The sequence below is a fragment of the Rhizobium sp. BK275 genome, assembly GCF_014193555.1.
GTDB lineage: Bacteria > Pseudomonadota > Alphaproteobacteria > Rhizobiales > Rhizobiaceae > Rhizobium.
On record NZ_JACHZL010000003.1, the window covers coordinates 413,685 to 436,874 of the forward strand.

The 23,190-nt window shown below is 60.0% G+C and carries 18 protein-coding genes and 2 tRNA genes; 4 read left to right on the forward strand and 16 right to left on the reverse strand.

Going from position 1 to position 23,190, the window contains the following annotated elements:
- Positions 1–241: 241 nt before the first annotated feature.
- The 3 genes from FHT82_RS11950 to FHT82_RS11960 form a co-directional block, all read right to left on the reverse strand.
- Positions 242–318 (reverse strand) — tRNA-Asp (locus FHT82_RS11950).
- A gap of 73 nt (positions 319–391) precedes the next feature.
- Positions 392–468 (reverse strand) — tRNA-Asp (locus FHT82_RS11955).
- Positions 469–761: 293 nt separating this feature from the next.
- Positions 762–1,172, reverse strand: a complete 411-nt coding sequence (locus tag FHT82_RS11960; RefSeq protein WP_183730230.1) for a cupin domain-containing protein — start codon at positions 1,170–1,172, stop codon at positions 762–764.
- A 148-nt stretch (positions 1,173–1,320) separates the two neighbouring features.
- Here FHT82_RS11960 and FHT82_RS11965 point away from each other — a divergent pair, with 148 nt between their 5' ends.
- Positions 1,321–2,307 (forward strand): aldo/keto reductase, encoded by a 987-nt coding sequence (locus tag FHT82_RS11965; RefSeq protein WP_183730232.1) that lies wholly within the window; start codon positions 1,321–1,323, stop codon positions 2,305–2,307.
- 72 nt (positions 2,308–2,379) lie between these two features.
- Here the strand turns inward: FHT82_RS11965 and FHT82_RS11970 are convergent, their stop codons facing one another.
- The gene (locus tag FHT82_RS11970; RefSeq protein ID WP_183730235.1) at positions 2,380–3,369 is read right to left on the reverse strand and encodes a zinc-dependent alcohol dehydrogenase family protein; all 990 of its coding nucleotides are present in this window, start codon (positions 3,367–3,369) and stop codon (positions 2,380–2,382) included.
- A gap of 104 nt (positions 3,370–3,473) precedes the next feature.
- On the opposite strand from FHT82_RS11970, the gene FHT82_RS11975 reads away from it, so the two are divergent.
- Positions 3,474–4,373: a LysR family transcriptional regulator gene (locus FHT82_RS11975; RefSeq protein ID WP_183730238.1), complete on the forward strand. Its 900-nt coding sequence runs from the start codon at positions 3,474–3,476 to the stop codon at positions 4,371–4,373.
- 80 nt (positions 4,374–4,453) lie between these two features.
- Here the strand turns inward: FHT82_RS11975 and FHT82_RS11980 are convergent, their stop codons facing one another.
- The 5 genes from FHT82_RS11980 to clpP all read right to left on the reverse strand — a co-directional run bounded on the left by FHT82_RS11980 (position 4,454) and on the right by clpP (position 12,503).
- Positions 4,454–6,655, reverse strand: a complete 2,202-nt coding sequence (locus FHT82_RS11980; protein ID WP_183730240.1) for an esterase-like activity of phytase family protein — start codon at positions 6,653–6,655, stop codon at positions 4,454–4,456.
- A 326-nt stretch (positions 6,656–6,981) separates the two neighbouring features.
- Entirely contained in the window at positions 6,982–7,257 is a 276-nt protein-coding gene (hupB, locus tag FHT82_RS11985; RefSeq protein ID WP_003558438.1) for a DNA-binding protein HupB, read from the reverse strand.
- 209 nt (positions 7,258–7,466) lie between these two features.
- Positions 7,467–9,887 carry an endopeptidase La gene (gene lon / locus FHT82_RS11990; protein ID WP_183730242.1) on the reverse strand — a complete coding sequence of 807 codons (2,421 nt, stop codon included), beginning with the start codon at positions 9,885–9,887 and terminating at the stop codon, positions 7,467–7,469.
- Between the two features lie 402 nt (positions 9,888–10,289).
- A complete protein-coding gene (gene clpX / locus FHT82_RS11995; RefSeq protein ID WP_183730245.1) occupies positions 10,290–11,567 on the reverse strand; it encodes an ATP-dependent Clp protease ATP-binding subunit ClpX in 1,278 nt (425 codons plus the stop codon).
- Between the two features lie 306 nt (positions 11,568–11,873).
- Entirely contained in the window at positions 11,874–12,503 is a 630-nt protein-coding gene (clpP, locus tag FHT82_RS12000) for an ATP-dependent Clp endopeptidase proteolytic subunit ClpP (protein ID WP_183730247.1), read from the reverse strand.
- A gap of 382 nt (positions 12,504–12,885) precedes the next feature.
- On the opposite strand from clpP, the gene FHT82_RS12005 reads away from it, so the two are divergent.
- Complete coding sequence (locus FHT82_RS12005) at positions 12,886–14,139, forward strand: GGDEF domain-containing protein (RefSeq protein WP_183730249.1); 1,254 nt, start codon at positions 12,886–12,888, stop codon at positions 14,137–14,139.
- A 57-nt stretch (positions 14,140–14,196) separates the two neighbouring features.
- Positions 14,197–15,441 (forward strand): cytochrome P450, encoded by a 1,245-nt coding sequence (locus tag FHT82_RS12010; protein ID WP_183730252.1) that lies wholly within the window; start codon positions 14,197–14,199, stop codon positions 15,439–15,441.
- Positions 15,442–15,524: 83 nt separating this feature from the next.
- On the opposite strand, the gene pstB is transcribed toward FHT82_RS12010, so the two are convergent.
- The 7 genes from pstB to FHT82_RS12045 all read right to left on the reverse strand — a co-directional run bounded on the left by pstB (position 15,525) and on the right by FHT82_RS12045 (position 22,883).
- Positions 15,525–16,337, reverse strand: a complete 813-nt coding sequence (pstB, locus tag FHT82_RS12015) for a phosphate ABC transporter ATP-binding protein PstB (RefSeq protein WP_183730255.1) — start codon at positions 16,335–16,337, stop codon at positions 15,525–15,527.
- Positions 16,334–17,191, reverse strand: coding sequence for a phosphate ABC transporter permease PstA (pstA, locus tag FHT82_RS12020; RefSeq protein WP_183730258.1), 858 nt, complete (start codon positions 17,189–17,191; stop codon positions 16,334–16,336). The genes pstB and pstA overlap by 4 nt, the downstream gene beginning before the upstream one ends.
- 2 nt (positions 17,192–17,193) lie before the next feature.
- The gene (gene pstC, locus FHT82_RS12025) at positions 17,194–18,171 is read right to left on the reverse strand and encodes a phosphate ABC transporter permease subunit PstC (RefSeq protein ID WP_183730261.1); all 978 of its coding nucleotides are present in this window, start codon (positions 18,169–18,171) and stop codon (positions 17,194–17,196) included.
- An 88-nt stretch (positions 18,172–18,259) separates the two neighbouring features.
- Positions 18,260–19,282 (reverse strand): phosphate ABC transporter substrate-binding protein PstS, encoded by a 1,023-nt coding sequence (gene pstS / locus FHT82_RS12030; protein WP_183730264.1) that lies wholly within the window; start codon positions 19,280–19,282, stop codon positions 18,260–18,262.
- 361 nt (positions 19,283–19,643) lie between these two features.
- Positions 19,644–21,770, reverse strand: a complete 2,127-nt coding sequence (locus tag FHT82_RS12035) for a bifunctional diguanylate cyclase/phosphodiesterase (protein WP_183730267.1) — start codon at positions 21,768–21,770, stop codon at positions 19,644–19,646.
- A gap of 148 nt (positions 21,771–21,918) precedes the next feature.
- Positions 21,919–22,263: a cupin domain-containing protein gene (locus FHT82_RS12040; RefSeq protein ID WP_183730270.1), complete on the reverse strand. Its 345-nt coding sequence runs from the start codon at positions 22,261–22,263 to the stop codon at positions 21,919–21,921.
- Positions 22,264–22,265: 2 nt separating this feature from the next.
- Positions 22,266–22,883, reverse strand: coding sequence for a LysE family transporter (locus tag FHT82_RS12045; protein ID WP_183730273.1), 618 nt, complete (start codon positions 22,881–22,883; stop codon positions 22,266–22,268).
- Between the last annotated feature and the right edge of the window lie 307 nt (positions 22,884–23,190).

The window sequence follows — 23,190 nt, forward strand, 5'->3', positions numbered from 1 at the left end:
ATCCCTGCTTGCCGGCGGCGCCTGGCGGCGCAACTGGGCAAATGCCCGGCAAGCGAACGTGCGTTGCAACAAGCCGTGGTTAGCGCAGCCGGAGCCCCGGCGCAAGACTTTTACAGAAGCTATTCGAACAGTGGCGGACGGACATTATCAAGCAGATGCAACGATGTCGCGACAAATCCCCAAAAGTTGCGGAAGGCCGCATGGCTGACCCTCGGAAACTGCATGGCTTTTTGGAGATAAGTGGCGCGAGTGACGGGGCTCGAACCCGCGACCTCCGGCGTGACAGGCCGGCACTCTAACCGACTGAGCTACACCCGCGCATTGGACCTTGCGGACCGTGAGGATACCATGAAACCGGACAGACGGCGACAATTTGCCGCCTGCTTTGAAATGGCGCGAGTGACGGGGCTCGAACCCGCGACCTCCGGCGTGACAGGCCGGCACTCTAACCGACTGAGCTACACCCGCATTCTTTCAAGCAATCCGGTGCCTGAGCACCCTCCCCGAACGGGCTGGCCGTTGGGATGAGCGGCTAACTAAGGGGTTCGCCTTTTAGTGTCAAGCAGGTTTGGAGACAAAACCATGACAGTCCAGAAATTGTTTCGGAAAGCCTCCCCGAACCCCGCAGCAAATCGGCGATCTGCCGCGCCAAGTTTTCCACATGCAGCCGACGTGGATGCGGCCGAGACGTCCCCTCGCCGCGACGGAAATCATGACGAAGGCTCGAATCGCACGAGCATTTTCAGAGCCTGAGGCCTTTCTCAGCCGCCTTGGACCTTGCCGGCATATTGCTCGTCGCTGACCTGCTCCAGCCAATCTGCGACGCTGCCGTTCAGCGCTTCCTGGATGGCAATGTGGCTCATGGCCGTCTCGGGGCTTGCGCCATGCCAGTGCTTCTCTCCCGGCGCAAACCAAACGACATCCCCGGGGCGAATGTCCCTGATTTCCCCGCCCCATGTCTGAACGAGCCCCCTGCCTGATGTAACGATCAGTGTCTGCCCCAGGGGATGCGTGTGCCAGGCTGTGCGCGCGCCGGGCTCGAAGGTCACGTGAGCGGCCCGCACGCGCCCCGGCTCCGGCGCTTCGACGAGAGGATCCAGGCGAACGGAACCGGTGAAGTAATCGTCCTGGCCTTTCGTGGAGGGGCGCGAGCCTGCGGTTTTGATATCCATGATCTTTCCTGTTCTTCCGTCGTCTGCGGTTGAAGCCGTCGTGGACAAGGATATTTGATCGCAGCAGGCGATCCAAGCGGCATCGGCGATTGCCGCCCTAATCGGCACCTGCTACTGCGAGGCCTTTCATTACGAACGGAGGATTTCCATGAAACATCATGCTTTCGGCCGCTTGCCCTTTACCATCACCGATGTCGGCTTCGGCGCCTGGCAGATCGGCGGCTCCTGGGGCGATGTCAGCGAAGCGGACGGCCGCACTGCGCTGAATGCCGCACTCGATGCCGGCATGACCTTCATCGACACTGCCGACGTCTATGGCGACGGCCGCTCCGAAAAGATCATTGCCGACGTGCTGAAGGCGCGTGGCGGCGAGCGCCCGATGGTCGCGACCAAGGCCGGCCGCCGCCTCAACCCGCATGTCACTGAGGGCTACACCAAGGCCAACCTGGAAAGCTTCATCGACCGCAGCCTGAAGAACCTGCAGGTGGACAACCTCGACCTCGTGCAGCTTCACTGCCCGCCGACGGAGGTGCTCTATCACCCCGAGGTCTTCGCGGGGCTGGACGAACTGCAGAAGGCCGGCAAGATCAAGGGCTACGGCGTGAGCGTCGAGAAGGTCGAGGAAGCGCTGAAGGCGATCGAATATCCCGGAGTCGTCAGCATCCAGATCATCTATAACATCTTCCGCCAGCGTCCTGGCCACCTGTTCTTCGCCGAGGCCCGCCGCAAGAACGTGGCGATCATCGCCCGCGTGCCGCTCGCAAGCGGCCTGCTCTCCGGCAAGATCACCCGCGACACCAAATTCGCCAGCGACGATCACCGCAACTTCAACCGCCACGGCGAAGCCTTCGATGTTGGCGAGACCTTCTCGGGCGTGCCCTTCGAGGTCGGTCTGCAGGCGGTCGAGGAAGTGCGCAAGCTCGTTCCGGCAGGGGCCAGCATGGCCGCATTCGCGTTGCGTTGGATCCTGATGGCGGATGCCGTCACAGTCGTCATCCCCGGCGCGCGCAATGCCGAGCAGGCCAAGGCGAACGCAGCCGCTGCCGATCTCGCGCCGCTCTCGGCCGACGTCATGGCCGCAACGCGTGAAATCTACGGGCGGCTGATCGCTCCGCACGTGCATCAGCGCTGGTAAGCCCTGGCAGACCATCAAGCCCGGCCAACAACTTGCAGGCCGGGCTTGAGACATGATCCCAGCCGGACCGCATCAGGCCGTCACGACAATTTTGCCGAACTGCTCGTTCGATTCCAGGAACCGATGCGCTTCGACGATCTGCTCGAAAGGGAATGTCCTTGCAATGACAGGCTTCAGCGCGCCGGACGCGAGCCCCTCGAATATAAAGGTCTTTGCAGCCCGCAGCCGTATTGGATCGCGAATGATCTCATGGACGAGATAGCCGCGCAGCAGCAGGCATTTGCCGAGCACGGCAGGCAACGGAAGCGGTGTTGGCTGCGGGCTCAATCCACCATATTCGATAAGCATGCCGCCCGAGGACATCGCCGCCGTCAGCGGGTCGAAGATAGGTCCGGCCACGGCATCGAGGACGACACGAACACCTGCTTCTCCGGCGATTTCCTTTAGTCGTGTTTCCAGATCCTCCTCCTGCGAGGCGATGACATGCGCAGCACCGGCTTCCTGCAATGCAAGGCGCTTTGAAGAGGTTCTCGTGATCGCAATCGGTATAGCGCCAATCACGTTGGCGATCTGGATTGCGGCAAGACCTACACTGCTCGATGCAGCGGTGATAGCGACGAACTCCCCTCTTGAAAGTCGGGCGATATCGATGAGGGCGCCATAAGCAGTCAGATACGCCATCCAGAGAGCGGCAGCCTCCTCCCAGGAGATTGTCGGCGGGTGCCTGACAATAGATCCAGCGGGAAATGTGACCAGTTCACCGTAAGCCGGCGAGCGCACCATTGAGATCGGCGGGATGATGCTGACGGCGTCGCCGGGCGCAAAGCCGTCTACGCCCTCCCCTACCGCCTCGATGATGCCTGCCGCCTCAAGACCAAGGCCTGACGGCAGCGGCGCGGTTTCGATATAGGTGCCGGATCTTAGCAGGGCCTCGGCCCGGTTGATCCCAAGAGCCTTGACGCGGATCTGAACCTGTCCCGGCCCTGGGGCGGGAATATCCATATCCTCAATGCGGAGAACGTCAGGACCGCCAAATTCGTGAAAGCGGATTATGCGTGCCATTTCCCATCAACTCCAAAACAATCGGACTGAATGTTCTATGCCAATTGGATCGAGGGAGATAAATTGGGCTAGATGCAAGACAGAAGAAACCATGAGTTTGCAATATGGATCGTCTCACGAGCATGACCGTCTTCGTGAAGGCCGTGGATCTGGGTTCGTTTGCGGCAGCGGCAGCGGCACTCGGCATCTCCGGTCCGATGGTCGGCAAGCACATCCGCTTTCTTGAGGAGCGATTGGGGGTAAGCCTTATCACCCGGACGACACGCCGCCAAAGCCTTACGGATTTTGGACGCGCCTATTACGAGCGCTGCCGGGTGATCCTTGCCGAGACAGAAGCCGCGGATGCGCTCGCGTTCGACCATCTGTCCGAACCTTGCGGAAAGCTGCGCGTCACCATGCCCGTGCATTTCGGCCGGCATTGCGTGCTTCCGGTTCTGATCGAGCTTGCAAAGCGATATCCGAGCCTCGAACTCGATCTATCGTTCGGCGACCCGATTACCGATCTCGCCGATGACGGCTATGATCTCGCGATCCGCACCGGGGAACTCGCTGACAGGTCAGGCATTATTGCGCGACGTGTCGCGCGCCAGCGCATGGTGGTCTGCGCCTCGGCGAGCTATCTCGACGCGCATGGCAGACCGGAGAAGATCGAGGATATCGGCAAGCACGATGCAATCATTTACGCACGCACCGCGCGCTCCAGCCCATGGATCTTCCCGCATGAAGACCATGTTCCGGTAGAAGTTCGGCCGAATGGCCGATTGCGGCTCGATGATCTCGATGCGATTGCAGATGCGGCAACGGTCGGCATGGGGCTTGCCTGGCTGCCCTACTGGCTCATTCGCGACCGCGCGCAGGCTGGAGCGCTCGAAATCTTGCTGCCAGGTCAGCCGGAATTTCTCTATGACTGCCATGCGCTGTGGCTGCAGACACCGCACCTGCCGCTCAGGATCCGTCTTGCCGTCGACGCTTTGGCCGCCGCACTACCCAAATTCATGGCTTAATGCCGTCAAGCCGTCAGCGCGGGCGGCCAAAGAAAAGACCGGGCAAGAGTCCGGCCTTTCCATTTCATGAGACTACGAACTCAGTTCGTGGCGGTCAGGTTGACCGGGAAGAACAGGGTCTCGCCGGAAGAATCGCTCACACCGTCGTTGTCGGTCACGGCATAGGCCTTGCCCGATGCGTCGAAGGCGAAGCCTTCCAGCTTGTCGAGAACGTAGCCGTTGGTGGCCGACTTCAGGTCGCCGATGAAATCATGGGCTTCCGTCTTCTTGACGACAGGCAGTTCGCCGCCGAGCTTGCCGGGCTTCAGGTCGGAGATTGCGACCTTGTAGAGCTTCTTCAGCTTGGCCGCATCGCCGACGAGGTTGTCGCGCTCGATGATGTAGACGCTGTCGCCCTGGGCAGTGATTTCGGAGAGGCCGACCCAGCCGCTCTCGGTCTTGTCGAGCGGGTAGCGCACGCCGCCCCATTCCTTCTTCTTAGGGTTATAGGAGAGGAGCTTGACGAAGCCCTTCTCGTCATCGTTCCACTCGCGCTGAACAGCCATCCAGAGTGTTGCGTCGTCGCCAGTGCCGACGGTCGTCACACCTTCGAAGCCATAGCGGATTTCGTTGGCAAGCAGTTCCTTCGGCAGAGCGATCTCGGTCTTGATGTCGCCCTTGGCGGTGACGTTGTAGAGCGCATGCGGCACGAGGCGCTCGGTATAGCCTTCCGAAGCCAGCCAGAAGGAACCGTCGGCAGCGACAGCGATGCCTTCGATGTCGAGCTTCTGGGCCGGAGCGCCATCACGCTTGACGACGAGTGCGTCGGTGATGACGGCCGGCTTCCTGGTGGCGTCGATCGTGTAGATCGTCGGCTGCGAGCCGAGGACGCTGTCGCTGACGGCGTAGAGCATGCCCGGCTTGCCCGGAACGGCGGCGAGTCCCGAAAGGGCTGCAAAGCCGATCGGGTTGCCGTCCTTCTCGGCGGAGACGATCTGCGGATAGGCCTTCTCGCCTTCACTGCGTTCGTAGATCATGACGTGCGAACGCGTACCACCATCTTTGCCGAGGTCGAGTTCGTTGGCGGTGGCAAGCAGGTTACGCTGCGGAATGGCAATCGCGCCCTCCGGGGAAATGCCCGACGGCAGGATCTGCAGCAGTTCCGGATCAGCACCCGTATCCTTGTAAACGCCGACGACGGAAGCGCGCTCGGCGAGCAGGAAGAACAGGTTGTCATCGCCGAACTTGGCGGCTTCCAGACCTTCCGGCTCGACGCCCTTCGACGAGGACCGGCTTTCCGGATAATGGCCGAGAGAGGCTACGGCGCGCTCGAAAGAGCTGCCGGATTCGAAGAGAACCTTGCCGGTCTTATCGAAGATGGTGAAGCCGCGCGAGCCGCCCTCATAATCGCCTTCGTTGGCGACGACGAGGCGGTTGTCGTCCAGCCACTTCACGGCGTCCGGTTCGCGCTTGACGCCCTTCTTCTCGCCGGTGAATTTCAGGGCGCCATCACGCTTGGTGTCGATGCCCGAAAGGTCGACGCTGCCGGCGGTAAAGTGCGTCTTCACCGTGCCGGTCGTGCCGTCGAGAATGATGATCTCGTTGTTTTCCTGCAGCGTCAGGGCGATTTCGTTCTGGTTGTTGAAGGCAACGAATTCCGGCTCCGGATCTTCAGGGGCAACGCCTGCGAGACCGGTGAGCGCAACATGCTTGATCGTGCCGCAATCGACGGTGCCGTCGGTCTTGAGCTGGAAGACGACGAGGTCGCCTGCCGGCATCTGCGGGATCTTGCCGTCGTTGACCTCTTCATCGCGTTCGTTTTCGATCGCGATGGTGCCGAGCGTCCTGTCCTTGTTGAGAGCGATCGAATCGGGCTGGCCGCCGAGATCGCAGGTCGCGTCGATCTTCTTCGTGGCGATGTCGACGATCGCCAGACGGCCAGACGGCTTCTGCTTGCTTTCGCCGGTGTTGACGGCGACGAGCGCCTTACCGGCTGCTGTCGTGACCGAGGTCGGCTCGCCATCCATCATCAGCGCGCCGCCGGCCTTGGGTGCCTTTGCATCGGTGATGTCGATGAAGCCGATCGCGCCGAGCGGGCTGTCGCTGTAGATCAGCGTGTTGCCATCCTGCGAAGCGGTGATGATTTCGGCCGAGGTGGTCGAAAGCTTGTCCTTGTCGGCCGGCAGGTTGGTTGCAACCGGGAAAGAGGCGATGCGGTTAAAAACCGGCTCAGCCGCTGCCGGGAAGGCAACGGATGCGAGAAGCACGGCGGTGAGCGCTGCCTTGCACGAGAAAGTTGTCATTGAAATCCCCCAATGTCGAAAAAATCGAACAGAGGGTTTTTGCGGGACTGGCATGACAGAGACATGACAGCCTGCGACATTTTATACAGTTTGTGTCAGCCCGATTCCCGCTCCCGGCGCATCTCGTTGCGCATGATGAAAAGCGATGCGCCGAGGATGATTGCGGCGCCCAGCCACAAATAGCCGGCCCCGCCCTGAGAACGTCACCGTCGTAAAACAAAGCGCAACATGCGGCATGCGGCGAAAAGAAAAAGGGGTCCGGCAATGCCGAACCCCTTAAAATCCTGCGCGGCCGTTCTCGTTTACGGCCGGCGGACAATCTCGTATCAGCCGTTGACGGCGTCCTTCAGGCCCTTGCCGGGCGTGAACTTCGGCACGTTGCGTGCCGGAATATCGACTTCGGCGCCGGTCGACGGGTTGCGGCCCTTCGTGGCAGCGCGATGAGAAACCGTGAAGCTGCCGAAGCCGGCGAGACGGATGTCGCCCTTGTTCTTCAGCTCAGCCTGCACGACATCGAAAACTGCGTCGACGGCAGATGCTGCGTCAGACTTCGTCAGTCCAGCCTTTTCGGCTACTGCGGACACGAGTTCATTCTTATTCATGTTTCCACCCCTTTCTAAATGGTTTGAAACAACTCAATCTGTAAGCTAGGCGCGGAAATCGCTTTCATCAGGCCCGCCGAGAACCCAAAAGCCCTGCAAATCAAGGAAAAGCAAGCGTCTACATGACGTTTTCACAAAAAAAGGCCGGCGTTTCCGCCGGCCTTTTTGGTGATTTGCAACAATTGGGCATAAATGTGGCAACCACCAGCTCAATGAGCTATGGCGGCGCCTGCATCGTCAAGCCCTTCGACGGTCGCGATGACAGGCGTTTCGACCGTGCCATCCCATTCGATCGGCTCGGGGCGGCGGACCAGCGCATGCTTGATCACTTCACCCATGCGGGAGACCGGAATGATCTCCATGCTGTTCTTCACATTGTCCGGAATCTCTGCCAGATCCTTGGCGTTCTCTTCCGGAATCAGCACCTTCTTGATGCCGCCGCGAAGTGCCGCGAGCAGCTTTTCCTTCAGGCCGCCGATCGGCAGGACACGGCCGCGCAGGGTGATTTCACCCGTCATCGCCACATCCTTGTTGACCGGAATGCCGGTCATGATCGACACGATCGCGGTTGCCATGGCGACACCGGCCGAGGGGCCATCCTTCGGTGTGGCGCCTTCCGGCACGTGCACGTGGATGTCGCTCTTGTCGAAGCGCGGCGGCTCGATGCCGAAATCGACGGCGCGCGAGCGGACGTAAGATGCCGCTGCCGAGATCGATTCCTTCATCACTTCCTTCAGGTTGCCGGTGACGGTCATGCGGCCCTTGCCGGGCATCATGACGCCTTCGATCGTCAGCAGCTCGCCGCCGACTTCCGTCCAGGCAAGACCGGTGACCACACCGACCTGATCCTCACGTTCGGCTTCGCCGTGGCGGAAGCGCGGAACGCCCAGATAATCGTCGATGTTTGCTGCCGTGACGTGAACCGATTTCGTCTTGCCCTTGATGATCTCGGTGACCGCCTTGCGGGCGAGCTTCATCAATTCGCGTTCGAAGTTACGGACACCGGCTTCGCGCGTGTACTGCTGGCTGATCGCCATCAGAGCATCGTCGCTGACCGAGAATTCGCTCGGCTGCAGTGCATGTTCCTTGATGGCCTTCGGCAGCAGGTGCCGCTTTGCAATCTCGCGCTTTTCGTCTTCGGTGTAGCCGGCGATACGGATGATTTCCATGCGGTCCATCAGTGGGGCCGGGATGTTCAGCGTATTCGCCGTCGTGATGAACATCACGTCCGACAGGTCGTATTCGACTTCCAGGTAATGGTCCATGAAGGTCGAGTTCTGAGCCGGGTCGAGCACTTCCAGCAGAGCCGAAGACGGATCGCCGCGATAGTCCTGGCCGAGCTTGTCGATCTCATCGAGCAGGAACAACGGATTGGACTTCTTCGCCTTCTTCATCGACTGGATGACCTTGCCGGGCATCGAGCCGATATAGGTGCGGCGGTGACCGCGGATTTCGGCTTCGTCACGGACGCCGCCGAGAGCCATGCGGACATATTCACGGCCGGTTGCCTTGGCGATCGACTGGGCGAGCGAGGTCTTGCCGACGCCCGGAGGGCCGACGAGGCACAGGATCGGACCCTTGATCTTGGTGGCGCGAGCCTGGACCGCCAGATACTCGACGATGCGCTCCTTGACCTTTTCGAGACCGAAGTGATCGGCTTCGAGGATCTTTTCGGCATTGTTGAGATCGGCCTTGATCTTCGACTTCTTGCCCCAGGGGATACCGAGCAGCCAGTCCAGATAGTTGCGCACGACAGTGGCTTCAGCCGACATCGGGCTCATCTGGCGTAGCTTCTTCAGCTCGGCGTCAGCCTTTTCACGGGCTTCCTTGGACAGCTTCGTCTTGGCGATGCGCTCTTCCAGTTCGCTCATCTCGTCGCGGCCTTCCTCGCCGTCGCCGAGTTCCTTCTGGATCGCCTTCATCTGCTCATTCAGGTAGTATTCGCGCTGGGTCTTCTCCATCTGGCGCTTGACGCGCGAGCGGATGCGCTTTTCGACCTGCAGGACCGAGATCTCGCCTTCCATGAAGCCGAGCGCCTTTTCGAGGCGGGCCTTGACGCTGGTGGTTTCCAGCATCTCCTGCTTCTCGGTGATCTTGATCGACAGGTGCGAGGCAACCGTATCGGCGAGCTTGGAATAGTCGTCGATCTGGCTGGCCGCACCGACAACCTCGGGCGAAATCTTCTTGTTGAGCTTCACGTAGCTCTCGAATTCCGAGACGACGGAACGGGAGAGCGCTTCCAGCTCGACCGGATCGTCATGCGGCTCATCGAGCACATGGCCGAGGGCTTCGTAGAAATCTTCGCGGCTCGTGTAGCTGTCGATCTCGGCGCGGGCGCGGCCTTCGACCAGAACCTTGACGGTGCCGTCAGGCAGCTTCAGGAGCTGCAGCACGTTCGCGACCGTACCGACGCGGTGGATCGCAGACGGATCCGGATCATCATCGCTGGCGTTGATCTGGGTGACCAGCATGATCTGCTTGTCGGAGCCCATGACCTCTTCGAGCGCGCGGATCGACTTTTCCCGCCCGACGAACAGCGGCACGATCATATGGGGGAAAACCACGATGTCGCGCAGAGGAAGAACAGGATAGGCGGTGCTGGTGCTCGCTACAGACGTTTTCTTCGTCATTTTTATTCCTTTCCATCGTCCCGTTACCGGGCTCTTTGGCGCGGCCGCTTGGGACCGGCCGGCACTCTCACTTGTTGTTACAAGTGGAGGTTCTGACTACGCTTTTCAAGCCACGTTAACGCCCGCGTTCCACGGTTGTGACAGCTTTATTACATGGAACGCCAACACAATGAAGCGCCTATCTGGAGCGACGCTTACCATTTCCGAACCGCCTAAAATAACAACGCCAGCAACACGCTACGGAATCACAGCATCATTGCCAAGGGTCATCGTTTGCGCAATATCGGCCAAGGCTGTTTTCAACCTTGCCCGCAACTATTATCAGCGCCCGGCACCCATTTTCAAATAGAAAGGGGCCTGCACAAGGCAAGCCCCTTAAAATAACGGCTCTCAACGCAAGCTTCAGGCCGAAACGTTTGCCTTCTCGTCCTGGCGATCGGCGTAGATATACAGCGGACGAGCCGAACCACGCGCGACCTCTTCGGAGATGACGACCTCGCGAACGCCTTCCAGGGCCGGCAGTTCGAACATCGTGTCGAGCAGGATCTTTTCCATGATCGAACGCAGGCCGCGAGCACCGGTCTTGCGGACGATCGCCTTGCGGGCGATTTCGCGGAGCGCATCCTCATGGAAGGTCAGCTCCACGTCCTCCATCTCGAACAGGCGCTGATACTGCTTGATCAGCGCATTCTTCGGCTCGGACAGGATCTGGATCAGCGCATCCTCATCGAGGTCTTCCAGCGTTGCCAGAACCGGCAGTCGGCCAATGAATTCCGGGATGAGGCCGAACTTGACCAGATCTTCCGGCTCCAGTTCGCGCAGCACTTCGCCGACGCGACGGTCGTCCGGTGCCTTGACTGTCGCGCCGAAGCCGATCGAGGTCTTCTCGCCACGGGCGGAGATGATCTTGTCGAGACCTGCGAAGGCGCCGCCGCAGATGAACAGGATGTTCGTCGTGTCGACCTGCAGGAATTCCTGCTGCGGATGCTTGCGGCCACCCTGCGGCGGTACGGAGGCTACCGTGCCTTCCATGATCTTCAGAAGCGCCTGCTGCACGCCCTCGCCCGATACGTCACGGGTGATCGACGGGTTGTCGGACTTGCGGGAGATCTTGTCGACTTCGTCGATGTAGACGATGCCGCGCTGGGCGCGCTCGACATTGTAGTCCGCAGCCTGCAGAAGCTTCAGGATGATGTTTTCAACGTCTTCACCGACATAGCCGGCTTCCGTCAGCGTGGTCGCATCGGCCATCGTGAAGGGAACGTCGATGATGCGGGCGAGCGTCTGGGCAAGATAGGTCTTGCCGCAGCCGGTCGGACCGACCAGCATGATGTTCGACTTCGCCAGCTCGACATCGCCGTTCTTGGAGGCGTGCGCGAGACGCTTGTAGTGGTTGTGGACGGCGACCGACAGGATCTTCTTCGCCTGACGCTGGCCAATGACATATTCGTCGAGAACCTTGATGATGTCCTGGGGCGTAGGAACGCCATCACGGGACTTGACCATCGAGGACTTGTTCTCCTCGCGGATGATGTCCATGCACAGTTCGACGCATTCATCGCAGATGAACACGGTCGGTCCGGCAATAAGCTTCCGGACCTCGTGCTGGCTCTTTCCGCAGAAAGAACAATAGAGGGTGTTCTTACTGTCGCCGCCGTTGCTGCCGCTGACCTTGCTCATATCACTTTCCTTCCAGCACGCCGCATTTCGAACGCGAAATTGCGGTCCACTCAATCAGCTCCCTGGCAGCACTCCCTACCCGGAGTTTCTGCCGACAAGGGCTTCAGGGGCTACGAACCGGGTCCGATCCAATTGTGTCCGGGCACCGGCGGCAACGAATTCCCCTTCGAATGCCGAATGCTATGTCACAAAAATTCAACATAGCATTAATAGTTACTATTAGCGTCTCCGCCGCCAGATGAAACCCCTAGTTCAATCACAAATGGGATAGAACTGTGGCGGCGAAAACACCATCCCTATTAATTACTAGGCCTGATCGCCTTCCATTTCGATGCGCGATGTCAGAACCTTGTCGATAACGCCCCAGGTCTGGGCCTCGTCCGCATCCATAAAATGGTCGCGATCGAGGGTCTTTTCGACCTCCTCGTAGCTGCGGCCCGTATGCTTCACATAGACTTCGTTGAGGCGGCGCTTCATCTTCAGGATGTCGCGGGCATGACGCTCGATATCCGATGCCTGACCCTGGAAACCGCCTGAAGGCTGGTGAACCATGATGCGGGAATTCGGCGTGGCGAAACGCATGTCCTTATGGCCGGCGGCCAGAAGCAGCGAGCCCATGGAAGCGGCCTGGCCGATGCAAAGCGTCGAGACAGCCGGCTTGATGAACTGCATCGTGTCGTAGATCGCCATGCCGGCGGTAACTACGCCACCCGGCGAATTGATGTAGAGCGCGATTTCCTTCTTCGGATTTTCGGCCTCGAGGAAGAGAAGCTGGGCGCAGACGAGTGTCGCCATATGATCCTCGACAGCGCCTGTCAGGAAGATGATACGTTCCTTGAGCAGGCGGGAATAGATGTCGTAGGAGCGTTCACCGCGATTGGTCTGTTCCACAACCATCGGCACGAGGGCCATAGCGGTATCGACTGGGTTTCTCATGTGCGTCCTTTTAACGTCTTTCCGGCGAATGCCGGGAATCAAAGAAAAATGCCTTGTCCCTACATAGAGTGTCTCAGCCCCCCTCTTCAAGACACGCATAAGGATAACGTTAAGAAGGGTGGGCGACATATGGCTTTGACATTTCCCTATCCCGTTTCTCCCAAACGCCTGTTAACGGCGAGGCCGGACCTTTCGCTCTCACAGTTTTTCTCTATGACAGGATGAAGGAAGGCTTACCGCGCTCGACAAAAGTCGCGGGCATTTACCGAGCGGAAAGCCTACCAGCAGATATCGGCCCGATTGCCGACTACAGCCTCACGTCATTAATCAAACAGCGAGCTTCTTCGGCAAGGATGCGGCCAACACTCAAGGGGTTGATGCCGTGTTCAATGTCACTACAGGTCTGTCCATCTGGTGCTCCGAAGCCCTGACGCTGGCTCTGGTTCTGTTCGTGGCCTGGCGCCACAACCGGAAAAGCGGCGCCTACCTTTATTGGGGGCTCGGTTTCCTGTTCAGCGGCATCGGCTTTGCGCTTGCTGCGGCCCGCGGCGAAATCCCCAACCTGCTTTCCATCGAAATCGGCAATGCCGTTGCTCTGCTTGGGCAAAGCGCCTGGGTCGCCGGTTTCCTGGCGCTCGACCGCAGGAAGATGGAATGGTGGTCGCTGCTGCCGCCGGCAATCTGGCTTGCAGGCGTCTTCCTGCCGTGGATCAATGAGGATTATTCCAACCGCGTCATTCTCTACAATCTCTCCTCGGCGACCGGCGCCACCGCGCTTGCCATGGCGGTCGCCGCCGGTGACATCCATCGCGAGCGCACACGCATCAAGCTGATGGCGATCTTCGTGCTGCAGGCTTTCCTCTGCTTCGGTGTGGCATTGGCAATGGCGCTTGTTCTCCCTTCGGATGGGGAAGCGACGAATTTCGGCGGTGCGGCCGCCATGGCCACCGCCTTTCTGCTCATCATCGCCTTTGCGCTCACCTGCCGCCTCATCATGGAACGGTCGGAACGCCACCTGCGTTTCCTGACGCTCACGGATTCGCTGACGGGCGTGCTGAATCGCCGCGGCTTGCTCGGCCATTTCGACAAGATCCAGGAAAAGGCCCATGACGAGCAGCATCAGGTCGGCGTCATCCTCTTCGACCTCGACCATTTCAAGCGCGTCAACGACCGTTTCGGCCATCAGTCGGGCGATGCCGTCCTGACCGCCTTCGCCCGCCTTGCCCGCCAGTACATCCCGAACAATGTCTTCGGCCGGATGGGCGGCGAGGAATTCGCAGCCTTCGTGACCGTCCGCGACCAGACGGAAGCGGAAGCGCTGGCGGAATCGATCCGTGCCGAACTCTGCCGCCTGCCGATCAATACCGGCGAGGCACTGATCCCCGCCACCGTCAGCGTCGGCATCGCACTATCCTCGGCGATCGAAGCCAATATCGACCGGATGGTGTCGGCCGCCGACCGGGCGCTCTATTCGGCGAAGGCTGCCGGCCGCAACTGCACCGTGGTCTTCGGCGAGGAGGAAACAGCGGCACCGGTGCCTGGCGAACCGAACACCAATGCCGGCGAACTCGTGCCGACCGTCGACGATCAGGTGGAGGCACTGCGCCGCATGGGTGTACTCTCACGCGCCGGCTGAACCACTATCTCTACCACTATCTTTCCGAGGCCCGGCAAATCCGCTAAGCCTCTGGCCATGATGATACCGCCCTTCCTCAAGATCGATCCAGCAACCCGCCGCGTGTCGCTCGACGGCAGCGACCCGGCCTTCTATGGCAACCCGAACGCGGTTTATGCTGCGCTTCATGCCCATTGTCCCACCTTCTACTGGGAGGAGCAGAAGCAATGGTTCGTCACCGGCTACGATTATGTGAACGGACTGCTGCGCGACCGCCGTTTCGGCCGGCAGATCCTGCATATCGCCAGCCGCGAAGAACTCGGCCTGCCGGAACCGGAGCCGCATCTCGCCGCCTTCGATCTCGCCGAGCGCTATTCGCTGCTGGAGCTGGAACCGCCGGAACACACGCGGCTGCGCACCCTCGTCAACCGCGCCTTCGTCTCGCGCCATGTCGAGAAGATGAAGCCGGAGCTGGAAGAGCTCGCGAATAGACTGATCGACGGCTTCGCCGACAAGGGCGAAGTCGAGCTTCTATCGGCCTTCGCCGATATCATCCCGGTGACGATGATCGCCCGGATGATCGGCATTCCCGAGGAAATGGGGCCGCAGTTGCTGAAATGGTCGCATGCCTATGTGCGCATGTACATGTTCGGGCGCACCCGCGCGGACGAAGATGCCGCCGAACAGGCCGCACAGGAATTTTCCGCTTATGTGAAAACCGTCATCGCCGAGCGCCGGGCAGAACCTCGCGACGATCTTCTGACCCACATGATCCATACCGAACACAAGGGCCAGTACCTGACGGAAGACGAGCTCGTTTCGACGACCATCGTGCTGCTCAATGCCGGCCATGAAGCGACGGTTCACCAGATCGGCAATTCCGTGCGCATCATTCTGGACAGCGGCTACGATCCGGCAGAGCTTTTTCGCGACGAGACCGCCACAGAGCGCACCGTCGAAGAGTCACTGCGCATCTGCGCGCCTGTTCATATCTTCCAGCGCTGGGCGCTCGAACCCGCAGAGATCGACGGCGTGGAGTTCAAGCGCGGCGACAAGATCAGCATGATCCTGGCCGCCGCTAATCTCGATCCGGCAAAGTTCAGTGATCCCCTCACCTTCAAGCCCGACCGCAACGAGGCGCCCAACCTCTCCTTCGGCGCGGGCATTCATTTCTGCATCGGTGCGCCGCTGGCGCGGCTGGAGCTCAATGTCGTGCTGCCGATCCTGTTCAAGCGGCTGCCGAGACTGAAGCTCGCGAAGACGCCCGTCGTCAAAGACGTCTATCATTTCCACGGCCTCGATCGCCTGGATCTCGTCTGGTAGAGCATCGATCCGACACCTGAAAATAAAAAGGCCGGCATGCTCATCGCGTGCCGGCCGTTTCTTTTCCACAAGGGAAAGTCGTATCAGCCGTAGCGACCGGTGATATAATCTTCCGTGCGCTTGACCTTCGGCGACTGGAAGATCTGCGCGGTCGGGCCGTATTCGATCAGCTCGCCGAGATACATGAAGGCGGTGTTGTCGGAGATGCGGCTTGCCTGCTGCATGTTGTGGGTGACGATAACGATCGTAAACTCACCCTTCAACTGCGCGACCAACTCTTCGACCTTGGCAGTCGAGATCGGGTCGAGGGCCGAGGTCGGCTCGTCGAGCAGCAGGACTTCCGGACGCAGCGCCACGCCGCGGGCGATGCAAAGACGCTGCTGCTGACCGCCGGAAAGGCCGAGGCCGCTGCCCTTCAGCTTGTCCTTGACCTCATCCCAGAGGGCCGCCTGACGGAGCGCCTGTTCGACGCGGACATCCATGGCGGCCTTGTTGAGGCGCTCATGGTGGCGAATGCCGTAGGCGATGTTGTCATAGATCGACATCGGGAACGGCACAGGCTTCTGGAACACCATGCCGACGCGGGCGCGCAGTTCGTTCATCGAGAAGCTTGGATCGAGGATGTTCTTGCCGTCGAGCTTGATCGAGCCGGTGGCGCGCATCTTCGGATACAGCATGTAGATGCGGTTCAGGATGCGCAGCAGCGTGGACTTGCCACAGCCGGACGGACCGATCAGGGCCGAGACCTGGCGCTCGGGAAACCTCAGGCTCACATCCTTGATCGCGTGGGCGTCACCGTAATAGAAATTGACTTTCTCGAGAGCGATCTTGTCTTTGGCCGTCGACTTTTCCGACTTGCTGGCGGTCTCGAAAGTGTCTGCAGGCTGAAGCGTCATTTCCCACCTTTTTGGTTCAGGACGGAGCGCGATACGACGCTCAGGATCAGAACGACGGCCGTCATTACGAAGGCGCCGGCCCATGCAAGATTCTGCCATTGCTCATAGGGGCTCATGGCGAACTGGAAGATGACGACGGGAATGTTCGCCATCGGCTGCGACATATCGAGGCTCCAGTACTGGTTGTTCAGAGCCGTGAACAAAAGAGGCGCGGTTTCGCCCGAGATGCGGGCGATCGCAAGAAGGACGCCGGTCAGGATGCCGGTGGAGGCGGCGCGGTAGAGGACGTCGACCGTGACCTTCCAGCGCGGGATGCCGAGCGAAAGTGCCGCCTCACGCATGACATCGGGAACCAGCCGCAGCATCTCGTCGGTCGTGCGCACGACGACCGGCAGGAAGATGAAGGCAAGCGCGATGCCGCCGGCAAAGCCGGAGAACCGCGCCGTCGGGCGAACGACCAGTTCATAGACGAACAGGCCGATGATGATCGACGGCGCCGAGAGCAGGATATCGTTGACGAAGCGGATCGCCTCGCCGAGCTTCTTGCCTCGAGCGAATTCCGACAGATAGGTACCGGCCAACACACCGATCGGCGTGCCGATGACGACGGCCAGAGCGACCATCAGCAGGCTGCCCATGAAGGCATTGCCGAGACCACCGCCGTCTTCACCGGGAGGCGGCGTCATTTCGGTGATAAGGCTGGGGCTCAGCGCAGACAAGCCATGTACCAGCGTCGTCCAGAGGATCCACACCAGGAAGACCAGGCCAAGTACGGTGGCAATGCCGCAGAGCGTCAGCGCGATCATGCTGCCAATCTGGCGGCGGCGGTAGAGAGAACCTGAATAGGTAGCCATGATTACTCTCCCCTCTGTCTTGCCATGCGCACCAGCATGAGCTTGGCGGCTGCCAGAACGATGAAGGTGACAACGAAGAGGATGAGGCCAAGGGCTGCGAGCGACGACCGGTAGAGGTCATCCGAAGCCTCGGCAAACTCGTTGGCGAGCGTCGCGGCGATCGAGGTGCCCGGCTCCATCAGCGACACAGCAATATTATGGGTGTTGCCGAGCACGAAGGTCACCGCCATCGTCTCGCCGAGCGCGCGGCCGAGGCCAAGGAAGATGCCGCCGACGACAGCCGTGCGGGTGTGCGGAATGACGATGTCGCGCACCACTTCCCATTTGGTCGAACCCAGCGCATAGGCCGATTCCTTCAGCTGTGACGGGACAACCAGGAAGACGTCGCGCATGACCGAGGAGATGAAGGGGATGATCATGATCGCCAGCACGATGCCTGACGTCAGCATGCCGATGCCGAGCGGAGCGCCGGAAAACAGCGCGCCGATCAGCGGGATCGGGCCTAGCCAGTCGATCAGCAGCGGCTGGATGTAATCGGACATGAAGGGAGCAAACGTAAAGAGACCCCACATGCCGTAGATAATCGAGGGGATACCGGCCAGAAGCTCGACTGCACCGCCGATCGGCCCACGAATGGAGCGAGGCGCAACTTCAGTAATGAAAACCGCGATACCGAGGCTGACAGGAACGCCGATGATCATCGCGAGTGCGGAGGTGACCAGCGTGCCGTAGATCGGCACCAGGCCGGCGAACTGCTGGGCAACCGGATCCCATTCGGTGCCGGTCAGGAAGCCGAAGCCGAAGGTCCGGAACGCGAGAAGCCCGCCCATGGCCATGGAAATCGCCGCTGCCAGCAGAGCGGCGAGAACGAATAGGCCGCAGCCCAAAACCATCCAATAAAAAATACGATCGCCTGCGGCGCCGTCGCGGCGCTTCACGCCCGCGGTATCGGCGGGCAGCGATGCCAATGCTTCGCTCATATCCGTACGCTCTGCTACTTTGAGGGGGTGTCAAAGGCATCCGGGGCGGGAAGCAAAGCCTCCCGCCCCGACCGCAGTTTCGTCGGGATCAGCTCTTGAAAGAGGCCGTCCAGTAATCTTCGATCTGCTTCACCAGCGTGTCCGGAAGCGGAACGTAGTCAAGCGAGGACGCTTCCTTCTGGCCCTTTTCGAGAGCCCACTTGAAGAAAGTGAAAGCAGCCTTGGAGCGTTCAGCGTCCTTCGGCTCCTTGTACATGATCGCCCAGGTGGTTGCCGTGATCGGCCAGGCCTTTTCGCCCGGAGCGTTGGTCATGATCAGGTAGAAGTCCTGAGCCTTGCCCCATTCCGCGCTGGCAGCGGCAGCCGAGAAGCTTTCAGCGTTCGGCTTCGGATACTGGCCGGCAGCGTTCTGGATGAGAACGTAGGGCAGCTTGTTCTGCAGAGCGTAGGCGTATTCGACGTAGCCGATCGAATCCTTGACGCGGGTGACATAAGCAGCAACGCCTTCGTTACCCTTGCCGCCGATACCAACAGGCCAGTTGACGGCGGTGCCTTCCCCGACCTTCGACTTCCAGTCCGGATTGACCTTCGAGAAGAAGTTCGTCCAGTTGAAGGAAGTGCCCGAGCCGTCCGAACGGTGGACAACGGCGATCTGGCTGTCGGGCAGCTTCAGGCCCGGGTTCAGATCGGCGATGGCCCTGTCGTTCCACTTGGTGACGTTGCCGAGATAGATGTCGGCGAGAACCTTGCCCGAGAGCTTCAGTTCGCCTGATTTGATGCCCTTGACGTTGATGACCGGAACGATGCCGCCGACAACGAGCGGGAACTGGCCGAAGCCGCCAGCGGCCAGATCTTCCGGCTTGAGCGGGGCGTCGGAAGCGCCGAAGTCAACCGTTGCGGCCTTGATCTGGGCGATCCCGCCGCCCGAACCGATCGACTGATAGTTCAGCTTGTCGCCGGTTTCCTTGTTGTAGTCTGCCGACCACTTCGAAAGAACCGGGTAGACGAAGGTGGAGCCAGCGCCGGTAATATCGGCAGCGGAGGCCGAGACTGCCAGAGCGGCAGCCAGGCCAGCGCCGAGGCAGGCCGAAAGAAGTTTCTTGGTGAGCATTTGCGACTCTTCCCTGATGGAACTGGAGGACGACGAGGTCCCGCGCCATGGAGGGGGTGTCCACTGTCGAGGGCGCAGAATTTCCTCGTCACGGACAGTGGGGCTAGGCGCCTATTATTACAGTTTGATGACGATTTCCGACGGTCACTGCGACGTGCAAACCTGTGCATAAGTCGCTGAAGTCACTGACTTTCCGAGTGAATCGTCCGTTCACAGCGCCTTGGCGTAGGACGTGCGGACCCATTGCCGCAGGGCTGTGGTCGATTGCCGCAGCAATGCATGAAAATGTCGTCTTCAGACATCGAAATGTTCAGAGGACCGGACGATCACCTCAGACGCGTGTGCCGCAATCCATGCGACATCACGCTGCATGCTCTTGAAGTTTGCTGGATATGTCGAGCGCCGACATAGGCTTTCCGATCAGATAACCCTGCAGTTGGTCGCAACCGGCTTCTCGCAGGATCGCCGCCTGGCGCGAGGTCTCGATGCCTTCTGCGGTGACGGGAATCTGCAGAGCGGTCGCCAGAGAGATGGTTGCCCGCAATACGTCGGCGCCATTCGAGCCTTGGTCGAGAGCGGATACGAGCGAACGGTCGATCTTCATTCGATCAAACCCGAACTGCCGCAATGCGCCAATGCTTGCATAACCGCAGCCAAAGTCATCAAGCGCGAATTTTATACCGACCTGTTTGAGGTGATCTATGGACCGGCGAGCCTGTTCCGGGTTTGTCATGAGAACGCCCTCGGTGATCTCCAGCGTCAGGCGCTTCGGATCAAAATCGAGCTCCTGCAGGAGCGAGATCACTTCGCCGGCGAATTCCGGATTGCAGAGTTGGACCGGCGAAACGTTTACCGACAGTGCCAAACCGGGCCAGTTCTTCGCGTGCTCGATCGATGTCTTCAGCATATGAACGCCGAGTGCATCGATAAGGCCGCACCTTTCGGCGAGCGGGATGAAGATCTCGGGGCTGATGTTTTCTGTTGGGGTCCGCCAACGTGCAAGTGCTTCAAGACCAGTGACAGCGCCTGTGGTGGCGGAGACGAGCGGCTGGAAAAAGGCTTCGATCGTACCATTACTGATAGCGCTCCTGAGCAAACCTTCCATTTCGGCGACCCTTTGGCGCTCCCGATCCAGCTCTGGATCGTATTCGATCGCCCGGCCTCTGCCATTTGCCTTGGCGCGATAGAGCGCCATGTCCGCCCTGCGGAGAAGCTCCAAAGGCGGCACGTCTCCGTCACGTGCGGCGGCTCCGATGCTTGCGCCGACTTCGATCGTCCGCCCATCGATTTTGAAGGGCTCGGTGAACAGCGCCAGAATAGTCTCTTCTATCTCTTCACGCGCGGCGGTTCCAATCTGCACCAGCGCAAACTCGTCGCCCCCCAGCCGGGCCGCTGCAACAATTTCAGGGTGGCAGGCGATCAGCGCGTTCGAGACGATCCGGATCAAATCATCCCCTACCGCATGCCCCCAGGCATCGTTGACAGCCTTGAATCCATCGAGATCGATCAGATAGAGCCGGGGCGGCGCAACATCAGTGTTTTCCAGTTCTTCCAGCAGTGCAAGAAGCCCGTGCCTGTTCAACAGGCCGCTCAGGCTATCGTGGTTCGCTTCGAAAATCGCCGCTTGCGCCAATCGGCGCAGGCGCCGGGCCTCCAATGCGCCCACCAGCAGAACGCCCCCAAGAAACATCACAAGGATGATGACCGCGGCCGCAACGTAAGGATAGACTTGGTGAAACACGGCGTTTCCGGGCGCTTTGCTGGGCCAGACAAGATGGCCAATGACACCACCCTTGATGTCCGTGATCGGTGTGTTCAGCCGGCCCGGCTCGGGCACGGCTGCAAGGCGCAAGCCTTCGAGTTCGTGCTCGTTCGAAAAAGTGTCTAGGACTTCCGACGTAAGATCCTTGTAGAAGCTCAGCACACTCAACTTCGGAAGCTCGCCTTCCGCGGTGAAAGGCTGGATTGCCTGCGACACGATCAGCGCGATTCCCGTTTCAGTCCGGATGAAATTGACGACCGGCACCTGTCTGGATTCGGCGGCTTTGTTGATCTGCTGGTAAAAGCCTTCACCGAAAAAAACACTTGGCTGGATGGGCTTGCCTTTGGCATACGCGGAGACGACCGAAGAGCGGTCGGGGCCGATCACGACGGCGCCGTCGTAGAGCGGATAATCCGCGCTGGTTTTTCCCCAGTTCTCATAGGCCCAATCCGCGGCGGCGGCAGATGAGATCGCGTTATAGGCGTCATCCCATGCGGCGTTGTCCGTGGTTGTCGCGCTCAAGCGACTGATAAAGGCCGCAATCGCCGCACGGGCGGCGCGAGTGGCCCTGGCATCATCGATCTGGTTTGCAGATCGGGTCATCGTAACGACGACATGGGCCATGAGGCCCGTCAGCACGAGAGCGACGACAAGGAAGCAGACGGTTGTCGCAATGATGGAAGATGTTTGAGTCCGAACGCGCCTACCCGCAAGATTCGACGACATGCCAATCCCGAAAAGATGAATTGCAAGGGCATGTCTTTGGTGACGGCAGGAGACATCATGTCCGCAATGCGCTGCAGATGAGGTCTAGCATTTGATGATGTAGGCGCCGTTAATAAGAATGCTCAAAAAGCTTCTATCTGGTCGGCGCTCAAACCTTGATCACATAATCCTTGCGAGTCGTTTCGACGACTTCCCAGGTTCCCTTGAAGCCGGGCCTGAGGATCATCCGGTCACCCGCCTTTAGATGAATCGGCTCGCCGCCGTCTTCGGTCACGATGGAATGGCCGGAGAGGATGCTGAAATATTCCCATTCCTCATAGACGATCCGCCACTTGCCGGGCGCAGCCTCCCATATGCCGGCATAGAGATCGCCTTCGGCCTCTTCCAGGTTCCAGGTGCGGAATTGCGGATTGCCGGAAACGATGCGCTCCGCGGCGGGAGCGCCGACTTCCGGTTCGACGCTGTCGATATCGAAGGGGATCGCGTTTGTCATGGTCACCGCGCCGAAGTCAGAAGTTTCAGGCCGAAGCCCATGAAGATGACACCGGCCGCGGCATCGAGTGCCTTGCGGCCGCGCGCATAGGCACCGGCAACGGCTGGATTGCGCAGCACCGTCAGCACGAACGTGTACCAGAGCGAGGAGACCAGAACCATCGTGGCGACGGCCGCCGCACCCTGCATCCAGCTGTGCTCGGCCGGAAGCGTAGCGGCAAAGAGAGAGGCGACGAAGACGGCCGATTTCGGATTGGCAAGGTTGGTGGCAAGCCCCGAATAGAAGGCCTGTTTAGGAGCGATCCCCGCCCGGCCGGCCTGCGGCGCCAACCCACCTGCCCTGCGCCTTGTATTCCAGATGAGCCTAGCGCCGAGCCAGCAGAGATAAAACCCACCGGCAATCTTCAGGGACAGATAGGCGAAAGGTGCCGCCGCAAAGAGCGCGCTGATCCCCAGCCAGCCGGCGAGCCCCCAGCAGAAAGTGCCGAGGATGACGCCGGCGATGACGGCCACCGCGGCGCTGCGGGATCCCTCCAGCGCCGTTCTGACGACGATGAAGAAGTTCGGCCCCGGCGTGATGGCGGCTACCGCCCAAATGGCCACAACGGAAAGCAGGAACATGAAGGCCTTTCCTCAAATGTGGTTCGTCACATACGTTTAACAAGTGCCGAATTGAAATCATTCAGTTTTTCTGAAACCGGCTTCAGATACCTGTAGTCGATTCCTCAAATACCTTTGATCAGGTGTGGCATCTACCTCGCATACCATTGACCAACTCTGCAACTGTAGGTCAAGCCCCTGCTTTTCCAATGAAATTCATGACAGATGTGGCTTACGTCGCGCTGAACTTGAGGTGCGAGGCAGAGGACATCCGAGTAGCGCCCCGACATTCTCGATTGTGATCACGCCCGCCGGCTTTCCGCCCGGT

Coding starts and splice junctions, on each gene's coding strand:
- clpP (WP_183730247.1), bottom strand. CDS start 12,503: ATGAGAAACCCAGTCGATACCGCTATGGCCCTCGTGCCGATGGTTGTG.
- FHT82_RS11975 (WP_183730238.1), top strand. CDS start 3,474: ATGGATCGTCTCACGAGCATGACCGTCTTCGTGAAGGCCGTGGATCTG.
- FHT82_RS12045 (WP_183730273.1), bottom strand. CDS start 22,883: ATGTTCCTGCTTTCCGTTGTGGCCATTTGGGCGGTAGCCGCCATCACG.
- FHT82_RS11960 (WP_183730230.1), bottom strand. CDS start 1,172: ATGGATATCAAAACCGCAGGCTCGCGCCCCTCCACGAAAGGCCAGGAC.
- pstC (WP_183730261.1), bottom strand. CDS start 18,171: ATGAGCGAAGCATTGGCATCGCTGCCCGCCGATACCGCGGGCGTGAAG.
- hupB (WP_003558438.1), bottom strand. CDS start 7,257: ATGAATAAGAATGAACTCGTGTCCGCAGTAGCCGAAAAGGCTGGACTG.
- FHT82_RS12035 (WP_183730267.1), bottom strand. CDS start 21,770: ATGTCGTCGAATCTTGCGGGTAGGCGCGTTCGGACTCAAACATCTTCC.
- FHT82_RS11965 (WP_183730232.1), top strand. CDS start 1,321: ATGAAACATCATGCTTTCGGCCGCTTGCCCTTTACCATCACCGATGTC.
- lon (WP_183730242.1), bottom strand. CDS start 9,887: ATGACGAAGAAAACGTCTGTAGCGAGCACCAGCACCGCCTATCCTGTT.
- pstS (WP_183730264.1), bottom strand. CDS start 19,282: ATGCTCACCAAGAAACTTCTTTCGGCCTGCCTCGGCGCTGGCCTGGCT.
- pstB (WP_183730255.1), bottom strand. CDS start 16,337: ATGACGCTTCAGCCTGCAGACACTTTCGAGACCGCCAGCAAGTCGGAA.
- pstA (WP_183730258.1), bottom strand. CDS start 17,191: ATGGCTACCTATTCAGGTTCTCTCTACCGCCGCCGCCAGATTGGCAGC.
- FHT82_RS11970 (WP_183730235.1), bottom strand. CDS start 3,369: ATGGCACGCATAATCCGCTTTCACGAATTTGGCGGTCCTGACGTTCTC.
- clpX (WP_183730245.1), bottom strand. CDS start 11,567: ATGAGCAAGGTCAGCGGCAGCAACGGCGGCGACAGTAAGAACACCCTC.
- FHT82_RS12040 (WP_183730270.1), bottom strand. CDS start 22,263: ATGACAAACGCGATCCCCTTCGATATCGACAGCGTCGAACCGGAAGTC.
- FHT82_RS12010 (WP_183730252.1), top strand. CDS start 14,197: ATGATGATACCGCCCTTCCTCAAGATCGATCCAGCAACCCGCCGCGTG.
- FHT82_RS11980 (WP_183730240.1), bottom strand. CDS start 6,655: ATGACAACTTTCTCGTGCAAGGCAGCGCTCACCGCCGTGCTTCTCGCA.